Here is a 20,169-nt window from a genome sequence, read left to right on the forward strand (position 1 = left end):
ATCCCGGGTCTGGTGCGCGAAAGCGGCTCGTGCCAGGTGTCCGAGCCGTCCTTCGCGCGGCCGAGTACCTCCGAGAGTTCGGCCCGCAGGGCGTCGAGCCTGCCGCTCAGCCGCACGAACTCGGCGGCCAGTTCCCCGTCCTCTGCCGACCCGATCGCCGGTGTCACGTCGTCGATCCCCGCGCTGGCCGGGGGCCGGTACACCTGTTCCAACGCCGCCGCGGCGGCCCGGCGAGCGTCGGCTTCGAGCGCGGCCGACGTCGTCCGCAGCTCGATCCGGCGGCGGATCAGGACATCGAGTTCCGTCTCCAGTTCGGCGACGTCTTCGGCCACCTCGGCGTGTTCGCGGACGGCGTTCTCGCGGTCTTCTTCGCTCGTCTCCCGGAATCGGGCCGGGGTGTCTTCGTCGATCCGCTCGGCCTCGACGGCCGCGAGTTCGGTGTGTTCGGCCCGGACCATGGCGCGTTTGAGGACGGCCAGCTCGGCGTTACGGGAGTCGAGATACGCCCGGTGATCAGTGATTTCTTCGGTGACCTGGGCGATCTCGTCGGCATGGGCACGGCTCGGCCGGGACGACGCCTGCGTGTCCGGGATCGAGAACACCCGGCCGGTCAGCCTCCGCGTCACCCGGTCCAGCCGTGCCGCGGTGTCGGTGACGGCCACCTTCAGGTCGGCCTCGGTCAGGTGCCGGCCGTCGCCACCGGACACCGCCGCCGCGCGGAACGACGTCGCGACCGGCTCTTCAGCCTGCTCGTCTTCGAGTTCGGTTTCGGCCTGACCGCCGCCGTCCGTGTCGCCGAGCCCGTGGTTCCGGGGACCGTCGACAGCGCCACCGAGCAACCGGGGCCGCTCCTTGAGCGAAACCTCGCGCCACTCCTGATAGGCCCGGTCCAGCCGGTGAGGATCGTTGCCCCAGGCACGGAGATCGGCCGTCGCCAGGCCGAGCCGGTCCCGCGCCACGTCGAGTGCGGCTTCGGAGTCCGAGACGCGCTCGGCGTCCCGGGAACCTCCCGCGCCACCCGGCGCGAGACGGGCCGACAGTTCCGCGTGCGCCGCTTCCACCCGGCTCAACGCTTGGCGCGCACCGAGCAGGTTCGCCCACGCCTCGCCCCGCGTGGCCGGGAATCCATCCGTGTCCCTTCGCGCGGGATCCGGTGCGGCCTGACCGTTCGCGTCCTCGTCGAGGAGCTCGCTCCAGCGCACGGCGTCCCGCTGCCAGGCTTCGGTGATGAGGGCGCCCGCCGTCGGAGGCGGCACGATCCGGACGGGTTCGGTGATCTCGTCACCGGACTGCTCCAGCGAGTCGCCCGGCACCGCCAGCAGATCCCATACCGAGTCCGGCAAGGTGACCGACCGGACGGCGCCGCCTTCCCGCCGCTGGTAGGTGATCGTCCGGACCCGCTGCGCGAGATCCGGATCGCCGACGACGGCCTTCAGCGCCGCGTGCCATACCCGGCCGGGATCCGGGTGCTGCTCGACGAGGGCTTCGACGGCGGTCAGGTGGAGGTCGCCGTCCCGTTCGCGCAAGCCGCGGCGGAGGACGTCGACGACCTTCCCTGCCTGCTCGTCCACGGTCCGGACCCGCGCGACCGGACTTGGCTGATCGACCACCTCGACCGGGTCGAGGTGACGCAGGTGGATCACCGTCGGCTTGTCCCATTCGGCAGCCCTGGAGACCTCGACGACCTCGAACGCCGACCCCGGCGGCAGGATGCTGCCGTCCTCCCGCGGCACGGCACGGGCGTCGTCGATGACGAACGTGACGTTGCCCGGCCCGTCCCCGGCGATCAGCACGGTCGGTTCGGTGACGAACCGGCCCTTCCGGAACGCGTCCAGCTCGGCGGCCGAGCGCCACGTGGTCACCTTGATCCGGCTGGGCGGCCCGGCCTCGCGCAGGGCCCGCCGCCGGGCACGCACGATCTTGTCGCGGTGCGCCCGGGTGTCGCGGCTCGCCAGATCCGGCGCCAGCTCGTCCGCCTCGCTGACCACCTTGCCCAAGGCGAGCCGGTCCTCGATGCCGTTCGCGGCCGGGCCGTCGCCAGGGGAACCGGTGAACGGCGTGCCGATCCGGGTGGGCGTGGCTTCGCTCTGCCGCACCTTCACGTGCAGCTCGTCGCCGACCTCCGCGACCTTGAGGACGTCGAATTCGGTCCCCGGCGGAAGCAGGACCTCGCGTTCGCTGGGCCGGTTGGACGCCGAGGCGATGCAGGCGCCGTCGTGGACCAGGGCGGTGACGATCACCTTTTTGCCCTGGTACAACCGGCCCTCGCCCCGCATGCCGCGGAAGAAGCCGTGGTCGGTGTACCGCCCGTTCTCGACGAACAGTTCCTTGGCGGCCGCTATCGGCAAACCCATGACCCGGGTCACGACTCCGGTGTGACGGGCCGGGAAACGGGTCACCGCCGAGGCCAGCAGCCGGGTCAGTGGCGCCGCGTGGTCCGGGCTTTCCTTCCCCGCCAGGTAATTGTCGATGACCCCGGACTGCGTATGCGTGTACGCGCGGATGGCGGCCAGTTCCGCCGCACCCGTCGACGCCAGATGCGGGCTGTCCTTCAGCACCTGGGTGACCTGCTTCAGGTAGCCGGCCATCTTCTCCTGAGCGAGGAACTCCTGCGCTTCCTCCTCGGTGGCGAGGAAGCCGGGCTCCCGTTCGCCGCGCCGAAGTTGCCGTACCGGTTGAGGATCGTCTCCGACGAGCGCGCGGGCCCGGTCCGAGATCAGCTGGAGGTTGCGTGGTTCGAGGACGACGTCGCCGGTGATGGCGGCCGCGGTCATCAGGCCCGGCCCGGTGGCGACCCGGCCCGCGCCCACGGCGTGCTGGAAGACCGGAACCTCGGCGACCACGCGTTCGTCGAGGAAGTACTCGTCGTACAGGCCGAGGTAATGCCCGACCTCGTGCGCGAACTGGACCCCGGTCCCGTCCGATGGCCAGTGCCGTTGGTCGACCGGTGTGCCGGGGCCGGTCACGAAGACCGTGCCGTGCGCGTCCTCGCGATCGGTGAACTCGACCTCGGCGAGCAGCTGCTCGCCGTCGGGCAGCCGGTAGCCCCGGTTGTACTGGTCGTTCACCGCCGCTTCGACCCGGGTCTTGAAGTTCGTGGTGTCCACTTCGGACTGTCCGCTGACGTCCAGCCGAAGACGGACCGTGTGCAGCCGGACCCGCACGGGTTCGTGGCCGTCGCGTTCGACCTCGAACCGGCGCAGGTCGTAGCCGATCGTCGCCCGCCAAGGTCGTCCCGACCGGTTCAACCCGCCGTCCTCGGACCGGACGGTCACCGCGGGCGTCTCCCGGTGCGAAGCGCCGATGTCCTGGCGAGTCACCGGATTCGCGATCCGGTGGTCGACGGACACCGCCGGATCCGCCGACTGCCACCACTGCCTCGTCGCGTCTTCACGCGTCCACGGCTTGCCAGCCTGACGGGTCACCGAACGCGGCGTCCCGCCGACCACGAGGCGCACCTCCGGATCGGCGGGTACCGGCGCGGCGAACAGCACCGCGACGGCGTTCAGGCCGTTCTCGAAGCCGTTGAGCGCCGTCAGGTCTTCGATCAGCTCGGACGGCACGTTCCGTCGGAGCTGATCGCGCACCCGGTCCAGGGTGACCGACGGCGGGACCCCATCCTGGTCCAGCTCGGCGGCCGCGAACGCCGACTCGAAACCGCCGGAAGCGGCGAACAGCGCGTCGGCCAGCGCCTCCGGATTCCGCATCAGGTCTTGGAACAGCGGGTCTTCACGCAGGGTTTGGACCACGACCGGCGGCGTGTCCACCAGTATGAGTTCGGCCAGCCTGCGCGGCAGCGGCGCGGTCCGGTCGTAGTCGAGGCCGCGCCACGGCGAGTCCTCGGCGGCGAACGGGTCCTGTCCACTGTGGATGATCGTCGCGACTTCGGCCAGCATGCTCCGCACCCGCTGCTGCGCAAGAAGTTCCAGGACCGTGTCGCGGGTCGGCGCCAAGGCGGACAGCAGCAGGGCGTCGTTGGCCAGCGCCCGCACCTGCCGGGAAAGCAGCCGGAGCCGTGACTGCTCCTCGGGGATTGTCGCGGCCTCCGCCCGCTCTTCCAGCTCTCCGAGCGCGTTGTCCAACTGCTCCAGGGGAAGGTCGAGATCGGGCCCCTGCCGGAGATCGCCGGTGCCCGCCAGCCGGGAGAACTCGGCGAGAGCGATGTCGAAATCCTTGTCGGACAAGCGGAAATGCGGCAGATCCGCAGTGATCTCGCGATAGCCCGCCACGATGTCCGCGGCAAGAGCCGGTTCGGCGCGACGCGGCGGGGCGGCCGGGACGGGACCCGTCGGGAAGGCCGCGTCGGACGGCCGGACCGTGATGTGGGACGCGCCGCGCCGGAGCGTGCGCTCGAGGTCGGTCGGCCCCTGGACCCAGCGGCCCGCGCCGGGGGCGGGTGCCCCCCGGACCGCCGAATACACGTCCTGCACGAAGGTCGTGCAGTTGTGGCTCGTCAACCGGTACGGCCGTCCCGAGAGGGCGAGCACCCGCCCCAGCCCCCGGATGACGTCGTTCGCGCTCACCAGGTATTCCGCGCTGTAGGTGGTGGGCTTGTCCCTCACCGGCAGCACGGAGACCGTGCCCGGCACGGTCGCCCACTGCGGTGAAGGAGGATCCTCCGGCGCGAAGTCGATGAGCGTCCCGTTGCCGAAGGGGTCGTGGATCTCGACCCAGGCATGGCCGGTGTACTGGGCGGCCACGTCCCGGTGCCGGGTCTTCACCTGGAACCGGAACACCGGCCGGTCCGCGTTCAAGACCCGTATCCGGTCGAGGGCGTCCGGGAGCCCGGAGCGCATGAGGTACTGAGCGACCGTGCGTTGCTGGACCACCTGGGTAGCCACGACCTGCTCGTTCAGCCAGTTCTGGACCGACTGCCCCGGCGGGATGCCGTCACCCGGCTCCGTCCGGGCATAACCGATCGTCGCCGACTCGGCCTTCGTGTCGTCCTGCAGGTAGGTGACCCGGATCGGTAGGTGGTCGAGCGCGAGGCCGTGGTCGACCGCGGCGGATTCCAGGGCGGTGCGCAGCGCGGCTTCCAGGTTCGTCCCCCGCTGGACCGCCAGATCGCCGTCCTGCCCACGCTTCACGACCATCGCGATCAGCCGTCCGGCGGGCGGCCGCGTCCGCAGTTCCTCCGCCAGGGAACGGACGAACCTCGACAGAGCGCTGAGGGCGACCGGGTCGACGACGTCCGAGCCGGGCCGGAAGAGCGCGTCCACGTTCGGGTCGAGCAGGTCGGCGTCGGCCTGCTCTTCGACGCCTCCGATCATCTCCCGCAGCCGACGGTCGAGATCTTCGGGCCCGGTCGTCAGCCAACCCGCCGACGGAGCGGGCGTACCGGTGGCGCGTTCGAACAACCCGCTCGCGAACCGCAGGGAGTTGAACGACAGCGCCTGATACGGGGTTCGCAGGTGCCGCAGCGAATGATCCAGGGCGCGCAACGCGTCTTCGGGCGAGACCCACACCTCGTAGCTCGCGGACGCGGTGTGCCCGGTGTCGCCGAGCCGCACCGCCGGGTTTTCGCCGTCGGGCCGGTAAAACCCGATCGATTCCTTGGCGCCGCTCGGCAGCACGAACTCCGCCCACGCGTGACCACGGGCGCCGACGAGCTGGGACAGCCGCGGCGCGGGGCCACCGGGATCGACCGACAACCGCATCATGATCGTCTTGACGTTCGACGTGTCCAGCGGCAGGTGCTGGTCGAGATAGGCGACCAGCGGCGAGGTGGCCCAGAGTCGCGGATCCTCACCGAGCCGCGTCGCCGTACGGGACAACCAGGACGTCACCGTCTCCTCCGGCAGGAGACCGAGTTCCGAGCGGAGGTCGCCGTCGGTTCGGACGAGCGCCAGTGTCACCGAGCGCCGCCGTTCCGCGGGGTCGGCCGAAGTCAGCGGCGGCAGGCTGTTCCGGTTCGCGGCCGCCGGCCTGATCGCCAAGGGCGCCTTGCCCTCCGGCGGAGCGGGCAGCAGTGGCCGCAAGGCCGCCGCCACCGCGTTCGCCCTGGCGAGCGCGGTTTCCGTCCGGCCGATCGTCGCGTTGCCGTAGCCCGTGACCTGGATCCATGGCGGCGGCTGCGAAGGATCGCTTGTCATCGCGTCGGCCGCCGCCGGTACCCACGCGGCGAAGCGACCTGCCGTGGCGAGGGAATCCTCGTTCAGGACACGCGAACCCTTGGCGAAGGTAACCACCGTGTCGACAGTCTCCGTGACCGCTTCGACCACCTCGTCGGGGTGCTCGGCGATCTCGACGAATTCGCCTTCCTTGTCCACGTTGACACCGGCGAGCACCTGGACGAGGTTGATCGTCTCGGTCGGCGCGTAGACCGTCCTGCCGTGGCCGCGTGTCTTCAGCTCCCGGCGGAAGTCGTAACCGCCGCCACCCGGCTCGTTGAGCTTGCCGGATTCGCAGGCAAGCAACACGATCGGTGCGTCCGGGCGCGACGCGAGTGCCTGCTGGAACCCCACGTCGTCGAGGACGAACGCGGCGAATTCGGCACCGGTGACTCGCTTCGGGAGGAAACGCCCGACCACCTTGATCCGGAACATGTTCGGGCCGGAATGGAGGAAAAGGAAGATCGGCTGTTTGGCGGCATCCGGGGAAACCCAAGGGGCGGGCCGTTTCACCGACGGAGCCGCCGTCGGCTGCGTCGAAGCCAGCTGTTCTTCCGTCTTCGGCAGCAGGACGTTGTATTCGACGACCGGCCGCCGGGCACTCATCGTCGCCCAGGTGGTGGCGATCTGGTCGTCGTTCTTCTTGGTGGGGAACGCGGTTCCGACGACCCTGTCGCCGGCGCCGACCATGGCCGCGGTGACGACCTGGACGGCGGAGGTGCTTTCGGTTGCCGGGGCGGGTCTGGACGGCGTCCTCGCGTCGAGGTCGCGGGTCGCCAGGAACTCCCCGTCCGCCGTCCGGACGATCCGGACCGGCCGCCGCCCGGCGGGACCGTATCCGAGGTCGTCCCCGTCCTCGGTCACCACGTGCAGCCGGACCCCGAAGGCCTCGGCGATCTTCGCCGCCGTCGTGTCCCGCAGCGTCGCACCCAGCTCCCGCAGTTCCGCCTGCCGTGCCGACGATCCGGGCGCGACCGCGGCGGCGAGCGCGTCCACCAGCTTCCCGGTCACCGGCTTTCCGTCGACCGGCACCACCGTCTTGCCCAGCCTGGACAGGGTCGCCCGCTGCGCGACGGTGAGGCCCGGACGCGCCTCCACCGGCCCGGCGGCCGCGGCGGGCGGTGTACCCGGCAGCTCGTCTTGGCCCGGGTCGGTCAGGCGGTAGCCCGGTCCCAGCTGGCTCTGCAGTACCTGCTGGATCATCCAGGTGTGGCGGGGCAGCAGCCGCGGCGTCACGCCGGGTTCCACCACGCCCTTGCCCATGATGCTTTCGTCGCCGGTGACGACACCGGTCGTGCCGTCGTCCTCGCGACTGAGGAACACCCGGTCCTTGTCGTGCTCTTCGTCGCCCGCGCCGAGGTAGTGGAGCAGCTCGTGGGCCAGTTCCTCCGGGGTGGCATCCGTTCGCCAGGTGGTCTGGGTGGTGCGTTCGCCGTCACCGGCGACGACGTCGTACGCGCGGTACCGGGGGTCGCCGTCCCGGTCGGTCAGCCGGTCGCCGGTGAACTCGACGCGGACGTGCAGCTGGTCGCCGTTCGGGAGGCCGTGACGGTTGTTGATCAGCTTCTCGATACCGGCGGCGGCCCGCTCACGCAGCTGCGCGAGCTGTTCGTCGGAGACACCGTGGCCGGGGACGAGATTGATCGGCACGGTGAACTCCGTGACCCCGCGCCCGTCGACCTCGAACCGGCTGACGCCGTACCGGATCACGCCGTCGTATCGTTTGTCCTTTTCGGACAGCAGCGTGGTCAGCACGTCGGCGGTCTCGGTGGCCACCGCCCGCCTCGGCGTGGTCGCCCGCAGCGGCTCCCACTGAGCCGGGTCGAGCGGGTTCGCCACCGAGAACCAGGGCGCGTCGGTGGCCCGGCTGTGCCGCCACTTCTCGTCGTCGGGAGAACCCGGAGCCTCGGTGAGCCGGGTGAATTCGGCGTCGAGCGCGCCTTTCGCCAGCCACCAGGAATCTTGTTTGGTGTCCACGAAATCCAGCCATGCGGCCTGCAGCGAGGCCTGGGTGCGGACCAGCTGACCGGTCGCGGCGATGCGCTGTTCCCGCGCCTCCTCGGCCTCGGTATGGGCGACGGCCAGCGCCTCCCACTGTTCGTCCAGCACCTCACGGAACAGGTTGCGGCGAAGCTTTGCTTCAGCCCGTTCCTGAGTCAGCCGCCGCACGTCGTCCGGCGCCTGCGCGTTGGCCAGTTCGGAGGAAAGGTTCCGGAAGGTCAGCGCGGCTTCCGCGGCTCCGTCGGCAAGATCGTCGAGGTCGCCGGTCTCGCCCGCCAAAGCGGCCAGCCGCGTCTCGGCGACGTCGGCGGCCGAGGACACCCGGCCGAACTCGAGTCGCGCGGCGACGGCGACGGTTTCCGCCTCCCGCAAGGCTTTCTCGGTCTCGCGGGCGAACTGGTGGTGCCGCTCTTCCAGCGTGCCGGGGCGTCGTACTCGTGCCGCGTCGACGGTGGCACTCCAGTCGACGCCGACACCGAGCTTCTCGACCAGCTGCTCGGCCCGGCGGCGATGGCCCTCCGCCCCGACCTCGGCGTCGCGCCACGCCTTGGCGGTCCGCGCGACCCTTCCCTGACGTGCCTTCAGAACACGCGGCACCTTCTGGCCGGTGACGTCCGACAGCTTGTCGATCGGCATCCGCACGTCCGCCGACGCGGGCAGCGAAACGTCCACGACCTCCGTCCGGCCGTCGACCTTGACCACGATCCGGTAGTCCACGTCGAACCGCACCAGCGCGGTCCGCCCGACCGGTTTGAGATTCGCGACGGCGGACACCGTCGTACCGTCGACCGTGGCGTCCGCGGGCTCACTGGTCCAGCGCGCGTCGACGCCGGTGATCAGCCCGCCGATATTGCCCGACTCGTCGACCGGTGTGACCGTCGGCCCGGTGACGCCCATTTCCCCGACCTCGACGACCTTCCGCTCCGCCGAGCGGGCCACCGTCGAATTCGTCGGGTTCTCCAGGTTGACGCCGTCGCTCAGCGCGACCGTCCGCGGCGCGGCGAGCCGGGCGTGCACCTCGACGTCCGCCTTCTTGCCCCGTAGGACCGCCGCCTCGCGCAAGGTCGGCACGGGCAGGCTTCCCGTCGTCATGGCGGGCAGGAACGCCTGCAGCAGCTGAGGACTCAGACTCGACCAGAGCGCGTTGATCGAACCCGTGCCGTAGCCGGTGATCCCACCGTCCGCCCCGGCCTCGGTGAGCGCCTCCCGCACGACCTTCCGCAGCCGCGCGGCGGCACGCACGGATTCGACCGACGCCATTTCCGGCAACCGGGTGACGGTGCCCTTCCGCCACCGCTCCAGCGCGGCGGGGGTGGCGTCCTCCGGCGACAACCCGACCGGCTCGGAATCCTCGCCGGTGGCCGGCCGTTTCCCGTTGTCAACGGTCAGGTTGTCGGCCAGCAGCCGGATTCCGAGCATCCGCTCGCCGGTGGCGGCGGCGGCGACGGTCTCACCGTCACGGCGCACTTCGAGGACGAACTCGACCGGGACGTCGAACAGCGCGGCCGGGCCGGTTCCGGTCCGCAGCTGCGTTTCCTGTTCGGTGAGGACCTCGGTAGTGGTGGTCGTCTTGACGGCGCCGATGCCCTTGGTGGCCGCGCCCCCGACCGACGTCGTCGTGTCACCGTCCTGGTATTTCTTCTGGCCGCCCGCTCGCAGCGCGGCCGACCACGACGTGGCCGTGCCCTCGGCCCGGATGGTCCGGACCGCACGGACGGTGCTGTGCTCGACGGTCCGGCCGTCGTTGACCACCTTCCGGAAAGCCGGGTCACCCACCGTTTTCGCGGTCAGCAGGAGCTGGTATCCGCTGTCGGTGAACAGTTTCGGCAGATGCGTGTGCAGCGGGATGCCGCCGTCGAGCGCGCTGTCCACCAGCCCCTGCACGCTGTCCGGCGAGACGAGGTCGGTCAGCCTCGCCCAGTTGTTCATCGCGTCGTCCAAGGACACGCCCGGCAGCAACGGCACGTTCGCGTCGGCCAGCTTCGCGGACAGTTTCGGCACGAGATCGGACAGGTCGGGCAGCTGCTCGACGGCACCCAGCCCCAGCGCTCCCGGTTTCTCCGTCGGCAGCGTCACGGGTGCCGCGAGCCGCTCGTCCCGCTCACGCGGACCCGCCGGTTTGGCCGGCAGGAGACCGTATTCGCGAGCCTGGTCTTCGGTGAGCCACACCAGTGCCGCGCCAGGAAGGTCGACGAACCGGGCGGCTCCCCGCGCGTCCGGGCGCAGCAAAGCGGTCTGCTGCCGCGCTTCGGCGAGCACGGTGAAGGCGATGTCGAACCGGGCCAGCACCCGCTGCGTGCCTGCCGCCGTGGTGACGTTGCGGTCGACGGTCGCGGAGATGTCGAGAGCGTCGGCCTTGGTGGTCGCCTTCGCCCAGGGTTTGGCGGTCAGGCCGCCGGTGGCGGAAGCGGCAGGATCGCCGGTGACCGAGCCGGTCACCGCCACACCGACGGTGATCGCGGGCCCCTTGGTCTTGCTCTTGCCGCCGTCGAACCGGTAGCCACCCGAAGTGGACCGTTCCGCGGCCGCGTCGTCGGCCGTCTGGACGAAGGTCGGGTTGGCCAGCCGGGCGACGACACCGATCCGGCCGACCCGGTCGGCGAGGCGACGGCTGTGGACGAGGTCGGTGCTCACCACACCGTGGGTGAACGACCGCAGTGCCGCCTTGATGTTGTCGGTGCTCAGCATCGCCTGGACGCTGGTCCACGCGTCACCGCCGGGCAGCGCGAGCGCGCGGTCGCCGTCCGATGCTTCGACCAGCGCGTCCAGCGCCGCCGAACTGACATTTCCGGTGTGGGCGATGCTCTCCACGCCGACCCAATCACCGACGGTGGGCGGCGCGAGCGCCTCGAAATGGCCGGTGATCGACCGCGGCGGGTCGAGCTCGCGTACCCGGGGAGCACCCAGCGCGAACTTCGCCGGATCGGCGGGCAGCGTCAGGCTGTCCGACATCCACACCGTGAAGTTCGCCGGGAGCAGGACGGGACCGTCGCCCGATTCCTCGGGCGTCGCCCAGATCTGCCGGACGGCAGGCACCTGCGTCCCCGGCAGCCCGGGCAGCGTCTGCCGGACCATCGCGTGCGAACGCGAGAAACCGGTGATGGAGACGACGAACCGGCCCTCGTGCGCGAAACCTTCCGAATCGGCGCTGCCGATGGTGAGATACGTCGATTCGGCGACCGGTCCCGCGCCGGTCCGGGTGCCGCTACTACTGCCGTACTTCCCCGAAGCCGTCACCGTGGCCCCGAAGGTCACCTTGCCCTCGGGCCCGGCCGTCCAGCCCTTGTTCGTCGCCGACGACGCGCCCAGCGCCGGACCGGTGGTCGTGGCGTTGCGGACCACGCGTCCCGTCGCCCGCCCGACATGCTCGACGCGCTTCGACTCCAGCCGGACCGTGATGGTGACGTGGTCCTGCCGGAAAGCACCCTCGCGCTTGAGGGTCACCGACACCCCGGCACCCAGCAACGCGTCCATGCGGTTGCGCAGGGCCAGCGGGGAAAGCGCCGTCTGCAACCGGTGCTCGTTGGCGAGCATCTCCAGCGTCCGCGCCGCGCCTTTGGCCTTGGCGCCCTCTTTCCGGTCCCAACCGGGCAGCAGATCGCTGTACCGGCCGCTCTCCCGGAACTTGCCGCGGATCTCCGTAAGCACGGCCTCGGCGCCGTCGAACTCGCCGACCCGCACATTGCCCGCCGCGAGCCCCGCGGCCAGATGCACGGACGGGAACTTCTTCGTCGTCGCCGGTGTCAGGCCGTCGCCGGTACCGTCCGGGACCGGCAGTCCCTGTGCCGCGGCTTCGGCCATCCCCACCCTGGCGAACACCGTCGCCGTACTGGTGGTTTCCTTGCCGTCGAGTGCCTGCACCACGATCGTGGCTTCGAACCGGTAGAGGCCGATGTCTCCCTTGAGCTGGAGACCCGATTTCGCCGTCGAAGTCCGGCCGGACACGGCAGTGTCCACCGTCCGCGCGGAGTAGCCGACGCCGACTCCGGCCGCGACACGCACGCCCTTGACACCACCTCCGCCACCGAACGCGAGGGAGGCGTCGAACCCGCGCTTCGTGAAAGCCGAAACGGTGGAACTGGTGGTCGCGGACTCGTGCAACCGCAGCTGCGTCTCTTTCGTCGGGCCGACCAGTTCGGCCTTGGTCAGCACGGCCTTCATCCGCACCGCCGCCACCTTGCCGCCGTCCGCGCTGAGCAGGGCGGGCGAGCTGACCCAGTCTTGCAGCATGGCGCCCAGGTTCTCCCGGATACCGGCGTTCCCGAGGAACGCGCGCAACGCGTCCCGGCCGGGGGCGCCGAACGCGGTGACCGACCGGTGCAGCAGCCCGGCCGTTCCGGTGAACACCTCGCCAAGGTCGGTGACCGCCTCGGGCACCGGGTTCTGGAGCTTGCGCCCGACTTCGGCGGTCAGATCCTTCGCGGCCAGCCCGGCCGGCGAAGTGAGCCGGAGCAGGTCGTCGGGGACGCGCAGGGTGACCTGTCCGGGCACCGCATCGCCCCGCGCGACCGCGTTGCCGGTGTGATCGTGGACGCTGACGGTGAACTCGACGTTCAGGCCCACCCGCCGGGATCCTTCACCGGAACGGATCGCCCGTTGGTCCGAAGTGGACACCGACACGGTCTGCGTCGCGCCGGGCGCCGCCAGCGCGGCCTTGCCGCCGACGGTGAGATACGGTCCGGTCGGCGCCTGGACGGTCACCGCCGCCCCGATGTCACCGGCACGGAGGACGGCGAGGTTCTCCGAGTTCGAAGTACCGCCCTGGACGGTGAGATCCGCCTTGGTCTTCTCCCTCGGCTCACTCACCACGTCGCCGCCGACGGTGGCCCGGATCCGGACCTCCCGCCAGCCCCTGTCCGTGCGGAGCGGGAAATACAGACCGCTGAGCGCGGATTCGAAATCGTCGTCGACGGCTTTCCCGATCGCGTCGAGCTGAGCAGGTTTGGCACCAGGCAGCAAACGGGCCAGTTCGTCGCGGAGGGCGTCGATCCCTTCGACGGACAGGACCGGCGCCGAGCCGAGAGCCTGACCGGCGGCGAGGAACGGCGGCAGATCCGCGAGCGTCAGGTCCTGCTCGTCCTTGCCGGGCTTAGTGGTTTCGGTGGTCTCGGTGATTTCGACGGTGGTCTGGACGTGCGCCGGCAGCGGGTCAGCGAAAACGAGCCGAGGCGGCTGGCCGGGATCGAAGCGGATCAACGGTTCCGCGTCCTGCGCGCCTTCCTGATGGCGCTCGACGATGTCGTTGAAGATCTTTTCCTGGAACTCACCTTGGGGCGACCAGTACATATGCGCGCCGTGCTGTACGCCCATATTCCGTTTGGTCAGCAGCTCGACGACGTCGTTGTAATCGGACGTCGTCAACGACGCACCGTCGTCGACGCACCGGATGTGGTAGACGTCGTGATCGCCGGTGATCGGGCGGAATTCACCGCTTTCGGTCTTGGCCTGGACGATTTTGTCCACCACCAGATAGCGGCCCTGCTCCGCCAGCTGGTCCATCTCCTCCGCGAGCGCGGTGAATTCCGTACTCCGGTTGGCGAACCTGGCCTTGATCTTCTTCTGCGTGTCCGGCGGCAGGTCGGACAGATCATCCGGCAACCGCGGCTCGAAATAGCCGACCAGGCCGATGGCATCCGGCGAAGCACCCAACAGCGTGTCGAGTTCGCTGACCGTCTTGGCCTTGATGTCCTTCGGCTTCGGCACCGCGCCCTGTTCGAGCCAGCGCACCGAATCCGGATTCGTCGGCCGGACGTCGAACACCACGTTCGACCAGTTCGCCAGCCACTGGAACCGCTGCTGATTCACCAGCGGGAAACCGAACTCGTCGATCAGCCGCGTCGGAGTCAACGGCTCGCCACCGTCCGGATGCGGCGACGTCCACTCCTGTTCCCGCAGCGCCATCGGCCGCGGCGCGGGAGTCAGGTTCAGCTCCAAGCCGTCGAAAAGGTCCTCCACGAACGGCTTGCCGAGATCAAGCTCGATCGCGGGCGCCGGTTCTTCCCGGTCCTCGGTCTCCTCGACGACCTCGACGGATCCGGTGTCGGCGTCTTCGGTCACGGTCGGCTCGGTCACAGGCGGCTCGGCCTGAACGGGCGCCGCGGCCGCGGCCGAAGTCGAGCCACCGTCCTGCTCTTCCGAAGTGGTGCGCAGCGGGGAGGGACGGGTCTGCGGCCGCTCCTCGTCCTCTGGCTGTTCCTCGTACGTTGACACTTCTTCGTACACCGGCGACGAGTCCTGGACCGCCCCGCCGTCGGACGAGGTCCGCACGGCGGTGGGTGCGGACCCCGCCTCCGAACTCGTCTTGACGTCCGAAGCGGACTTGGTCGCCGGTGCGGACTTGCCGTCCGAGACGGTCTTCGTATCCGAAGCGGACTTGGCAGCCGGAGTCGCCTTGGCATCCGAGGTCTTGGTGTCAGAAGGCGTATTCGTCTTGCTGTCAGCCGGAGCACGGGTGTCCGAAGTGGACTTCACGTCGGAGGCGGATGTCGTGCTCGGCGCCGCGGAACCGGCGCTCGTGGTGTTCGGCACGAACACCGGGCCTGAGCCCGTCGCGTCCGATCCACTTTTGCCGTCAAGCGGCAGACCCGCCGAGAGGCCACCGGTCAGGCCGCTGAACTGCTCCTTGATCGACGTGACCGCCGAGTCGAGGGCCCGCTCCCCGATCCCTTCGAGTTTGTGGCTGACGGCGCCGCCGACCACGCCGCCGGCGAAACCCATCCCGTACTCGGCCGCGGACACCGATTCGCCGTTGATGGCGGCCATCGCCGCCTGGCCCATCACCCCGGAGACGCCCTCGAAGAGGAAGATCGTGCTGAACTCGGTGGCCCTGGCCACCATGTTTCCGCCGAGCCGGTCGGTCGCGTTCCGGGACAGCACGTCCGGCACCTTATCGGTGAGCAGATCGACGGAGTCCTTGCCGATTTTGTCGGAATGCGGTGCGAGCACGTTGCGCAGGCTGTCGTTGAAGGCCCCGCTGCCGTCCAGGCCGTGCTTGCTCCAGTTGTCCACGAAGCTGTTCGCGTAGTCCCGGCCGAGCTTCCGGGCCGCGTCGTCACCGAGGGTTTTACCGAAGGCGGTGACGAACCGGTCGCCGACCTCGTCGCCGAAGCCCTCGACCGCCCGTTTGGTGAACGCGGTGGCCGGGCCGGTGAGTTGTTTGCCCGCCCGGTCGGTCAGTGTCCGGCCGATGTCGCGCACCCAGTTGTCGGCGAGTTCGCCGCCACCCGGCAGCTTGAGATCCTTGACCAGCTTCAGCAGATCATCGGTGGCGATCTTGCTGAAGTCCTTGCCGAGCAGGCCGCCGATCTTGCGGCCCAGCTTCTCCCCGAGTTCGCCGACGGCGCCGCCGAGCACGCCGCCGACCGCACCCCCGATCGCCGTCTGCTTGGTGGAATCGCTGTCCCATTCGGTTCGTTCATGCTGCAGCCGTTGCACGGCGACATCGATGAGCAGCCCGCCGGTGACACCGATGAACACCTCGAACACGATCGCCCGTACGAGCATTTTGAACAGGGCGGTCAGGTAGCCGCGGGTGAGGGCGTAATGCCAGGTGATGTTCGCGAGAGACGCGCCCGCGGTGACGGAGGCGAGAGCGTACTCCATCGCGATCTCGTAGGCGAGCAGGAAAAGCTGGCCGATCGCGGAAAACTTGGTGTACTCGACGTCCAGCGCGACCTTGCGGCAGCCGTCGGCGATCCCCTTCGTACCGGTGGCCAGTTCGTCCAGCAAGTTCGGCGCCCCGTTGGTGAGCGGGGCCATACTCTTGTCGAACGCGTCACCCGCCTCGGGCATCGACAGCTTCTCGTCGATCGCCCGTTTGACCCTGGCGATATCGTCCGGAAGCTCTTTCAGCAGTTCCGTGACCGTGTCGTATTCCTGGGCCGCCCGCCGGAACTTGTGCTGGTTGGCGGCAGGCCAGGAGACACCGAGGACCTCGAGAAGCGTCCGCGCCCACTCCGGCACATCGCCGAAGTCGCTGCGATCGACCTTGATGGGCACGAACTACCTCCTGACCGGTTCACCTGAGACAACGCGGCCCGATAGCCGAACGGTTCACCAGCACGCGGTGGGTGTCGTGTCGGGCGGGCAGTCCGTGAAGGCCTCCTTGGGGCACCGCATTTGCTTACCCACTACTCGGGGCTCGCGCTCTGAGATCCCCTTGGTCGTCGTGTGGCCTTAGGCGTGACACGCGTGATTGGACGCGTAACTCGCGTGATTGGAAGCGGAACTCACGGCGGACCCGGTCACGGGCGAGATCGGCCTCCAATCACGCGAGTTCCGCCTCCAAACACGCGAGTTCCGGCTTCAATCACGCGCGACGTCCATCGACCTGGTGGTGACATCACCTCACGACCCACCCACCAACCCGCAGGTCAGACGTAGGCACACAAATGAAGGCCTCCTTGAGGGACCCAGAGTCCCTCAAGGAGGCCTTCACGGACTTGAGAACACGAGCGAACCGACTCGCGGCCGAGGGTAGGACGCCCTCAGGCCAGGCACTTGGCCTTGATCATCGCCGCGGCGTGGTGTGCGTAGGTTTTGCTGGAACCCGACCAGTCGCGGCCCCGGTTGAGCAGCTGCACGGCCAGTTTCGCGCCGTTGATCCGGAACGTGCCGACGCTGACCCACCGGCCGTGGTTGGCGTTCTGGTTGATCTGGAAAGACCCCACCGGTGTGCCCTTGTCCACTGCGAACCGGTCGAACACGCGGTACACCGACGGGCTCCCGCCTGCCACGGTCGCGTCGCCGTTCGGGACGAAGACCGAGACCGCGCACGAACCGGCGGTCACCGGGCCGGTGTTGAACGTCCACAGCCCGTAGGCGCTGGGGTCGTCCTTGTTCGCGTCGCCGGACATGGGGATGGACACGAACGCCGAGCCGCAGCCGCCACCGCCGTGATTCACCCAGCCCGCTTTGCCGTCGCTGTAGGCGCCGACGCCGGTGAAACCGGTGCCGCCACCGCATCCCTTGCCCGCCATGCCGTCGTAGGAGACCGTCTTGGCGGCCGGGGCGGGCGGCCCCTGCCGCTGCTGCTGGGGCGGCGGGGCCTGGTGCTGAGGCGCCGGAGCCGGGCCTCCTCCCGGGGGCGGAGGCGGCCCACCGGGGAGACCGGCGGTTCCGGGATCGGCGGCCGCGCCCGCCTGGCCTGCCGGAACGCCGTCGGCCACCTGGCCAGGCAAGGCGGCACCGGGCGGACCGACGGGCATGCCGCCGAGGTCGGTGGGCGGAGCGGCCAGCCCCGGCACGAACCCGCCGTCCGGCGGGAGATCCTTCGCGTAGCCCGCCGCGTTGGGCCCCTCACCGGACTGGTCGCCGGTGAGCAGTCCGCTGAGTGCCAGTGGAAGGGCGACCAGCACGACACCGGCGACGGCCGCCGCCACGATCACCGGTTTGGACATCCGGCCCGCCGGTGGCGAGGACGAGACGTCGGTGCCCGTGTCCACGACCGGTGGTACGGCACCGGCCGCGGCGGTCCCGGCTTCCGAAGACGACGTGGTTTCCCTGTCCGCCTTCACTTCTGGGACGGCGGGCGCCGCCGCCTCCGCCGTGGCGACCGCGACGCCGGTGGACTCTTCTGCGACCGAGGGCATGGTGTTCCCGCTTCCTTTACTGGCTCAGGTTGGCCGACGGCATCCACACGACCGCCGGGAGATCATCAAGGCTTCGCGTACGGGGTCGTGAGTGGCGATTCGGGTTCTAACCCGAATCGCCACTCACGACCCCGCGACCCGATACGCCACTAGCGTTTGAGCCCACCGTGGACGTTCGCGATGTTTTCGTTCTCCGCCAAGGTGAGCTTCGCCGCCATCCCGTTGGTCACGTTGGTCTGGTTCTCGACGACTTCGCCGATCGAGAGGAAGGCGTCTTCGATCTTCGTCACCGGGTCGCCGAGATTGGACTTGATCTCCTCGCCCATTTCGTCGTCTCCACTGGCTTCGAAGACCAAGTCCCTCCGGTCCGTGCCGAGTTCACTGATCTTGCGCATCTTGGCCGAGATATCCCGATACGCCTCGGAAAGGGTTTGCATGGCCTTCGGGTCCGCCCGGAAATCAGTCATGGTCTCGTCCTCATCCCGTGGTATTGCCGGTGCCTTGACCGGTGGCGGAGTTGCCGTCACCGAGTCCGAGCGTGTAGTCGTGTTGCGGATTCGAACTCAGCTGAGTACTACCCGGGCCGCGGGTCCGGCGCCTACGCCTGCCGAGCACGCCCGGCGCGACCGTCGGGTCGGTGCCCCAGGTCTTTTCGTCCTCGGCGATCCAGGTATCCCGGTCGCGTTCGCCCTTGCCCCCTCCGGCGCCGCCCGCCCCGCCCGCCGAAGGCGGATAGAACGGCACCCCGCTCCCGCTGCCGGTTCCCGCCGCCCCTTTGGGACCACCGAGCGTCGGCGGCCCCGTGGCAGGCGTACTCGCCGGCTTCCCGCCCTGCGTTGGGGCGAGCGAAGACACGTCCGACGACACCCCGATCCGGCCGCCACCGAGCGAGCCCGGTCCACTGTGGAAGTTGGCCTGCGGATCGAACTTCGACATGGTCATGGGCATCGTGTCGGGCGCACGCAGCGGTGGAAGCGGCGGCGGGGTACGCCGCAACGACTTGAGGTACCGCTCCATCGGCGAATCCCCGGCGTTGCTGGAAACGGTCGTACCCGGCGGCGGGTATGCCTTGCGCAGCCGGTCTTTCTGCTCGAGGTTTCCGGTGCCCCTCGGTCCGACGATCTCGCCGTTCCCGTTCACCCGGGAGCCCGGCGGGACGATGATCGGCCTGCCATCGGACCCCAGAACGGGTTTGCCGTCAGGGCCGATGACGACGCCGTCCCTGCCGACATAGGAACCGGTGGGCACTTTCAGGAACGTGTTCCCCCCGCCGACCTGCGTGATCGGCGGGGGGAACTTGGCGCCGGGGCCGCCGACCTGGGTGAACGGCGGCGGCGGTGGCGGACCCGAGGACGTGGTGGTGGTGACCGGGCCCTTGTCCTCGGTCGAACCGTCTCCCCCGCCAGGACCGGGGCCGTCGCCTCCGGGGCCGGCCCCACCCTCGTCGGGACCGCCGGTGCCTCCCGAAAGGTTGAGATGAACCGGGGTCCGGATCGACGGCAGGTACGGGAGGGTCTGCCGGTAGGTCAAGTCGAGGAACCAAGCCACGGAGGCCCCGTGGGCGTCCACGACCTTCAGGTGTTCCTTCCAGACGTGTTGCGCCGCCTCCTCCAGCTTTTCGCGCGGAGCACCATTGCTTTCGTCCAGTGTTCCGCCGAGATAGGTGCTCGTCGGCCAGCCGTCCTTCTCCCTGGTGTATTTGGGGGGAAAGTGACTCGCGAAATCCGCGACCAGTTCGGGTGCCTGCCAGATCGCGCGCACCACGCCTTGCGGGGTGGACAACTCCGATCCTGGCGCGGTGACCGAGAACCCCAGGCCGGTGTCGTACTTGAAGACTTCGCCGCCCTGCCACCGCGCGCGTCCCTCATCGAGCACTTCGCCGGTGCGCTTCAGCAAGCCGCCGACCAGCCGGAGCGCCTCCCAGGACGTGCGGTCCTTGGTCATCTGGGCGACGAGGTCATCGCATTTGTTGGCGAGTTCGTCCAGCACGTTCCAGAACGCACCCGCACCGGTGCCCTGGAAGTCGTCGCCGCGGTGGCCGGTCTTGTTCCGCCAGGTTTCCAGCGGGGTGACCTGCGCGGTCAGCCAGTTCGCCATCCCGCCCAAGGTGGTCGCCGCCAGCTCGAAGGTGGAATGCCTGGCGACGTCGTTCACATCCTCCAGCAGGGAGTCGACGACCTTGTTGCCATTGGCGAAGTAGGTCGCCGCCGCCCCTTCCAATTCCGTGCTCGCGTCGGCGACGGCGTACCAGGACGTGAAGAACGTCATGCCTTCCGCGTGGATCATATTCGTCGGCACCTTGTTGCTGGGGCCGCGAAGGTGGGTATAGACGCGCCACGTCAACCAGGGCACGCCAAGGACGGTCGAACGCTGCGGCACAACGGGGAAGGTGGGGTCGAGGGTGAAGATGTTGAGCGCCTCTTCCCACACCCATTTCGTCGTGTCCGGTCCACCCAGCGCCACGGAAG

4 protein-coding genes (1 of these 4 running past the window's edge) are annotated in these 20,169 nt (G+C 69.6%); all 4 read right to left on the bottom strand.

Going from position 1 to position 20,169, the window contains the following annotated elements; translation table 11 throughout:
• A protein-coding gene (locus DL991_RS27395; protein ID WP_125787224.1) for a hypothetical protein crosses the window boundary here: on the bottom strand, positions 1 to 16,109 show its 5' end (the start). The gene continues 17,776 nt to the left of window position 1, outside the view; only the first 16,109 of its 33,885 coding nucleotides appear in the window; it begins with the start codon at positions 16,107 to 16,109; its stop codon lies off the left edge, out of view.
• 488 nt (positions 16,110 to 16,597) lie between these two features.
• Positions 16,598 to 17,701, bottom strand: coding sequence for a hypothetical protein (locus DL991_RS27400; protein WP_125787225.1), 1,104 nt, complete (start codon positions 17,699 to 17,701; stop codon positions 16,598 to 16,600).
• Between the two features lie 149 nt (positions 17,702 to 17,850).
• Positions 17,851 to 18,168 carry a hypothetical protein gene (locus DL991_RS27405; protein ID WP_125787226.1) on the bottom strand — a complete coding sequence of 106 codons (318 nt, stop codon included), beginning with the start codon at positions 18,166 to 18,168 and terminating at the stop codon, positions 17,851 to 17,853.
• A 10-nt stretch (positions 18,169 to 18,178) separates the two neighbouring features.
• Positions 18,179 to 20,164, bottom strand: coding sequence for a hypothetical protein (locus DL991_RS27410; RefSeq protein WP_125787227.1), 1,986 nt, complete (start codon positions 20,162 to 20,164; stop codon positions 18,179 to 18,181).
• Between the last annotated feature and the right edge of the window lie 5 nt (positions 20,165 to 20,169).

This window comes from Amycolatopsis sp. WAC 01375 (assembly GCF_003947325.1).
Taxonomy (GTDB): Bacteria; Actinomycetota; Actinomycetes; order Mycobacteriales; family Pseudonocardiaceae; genus Amycolatopsis.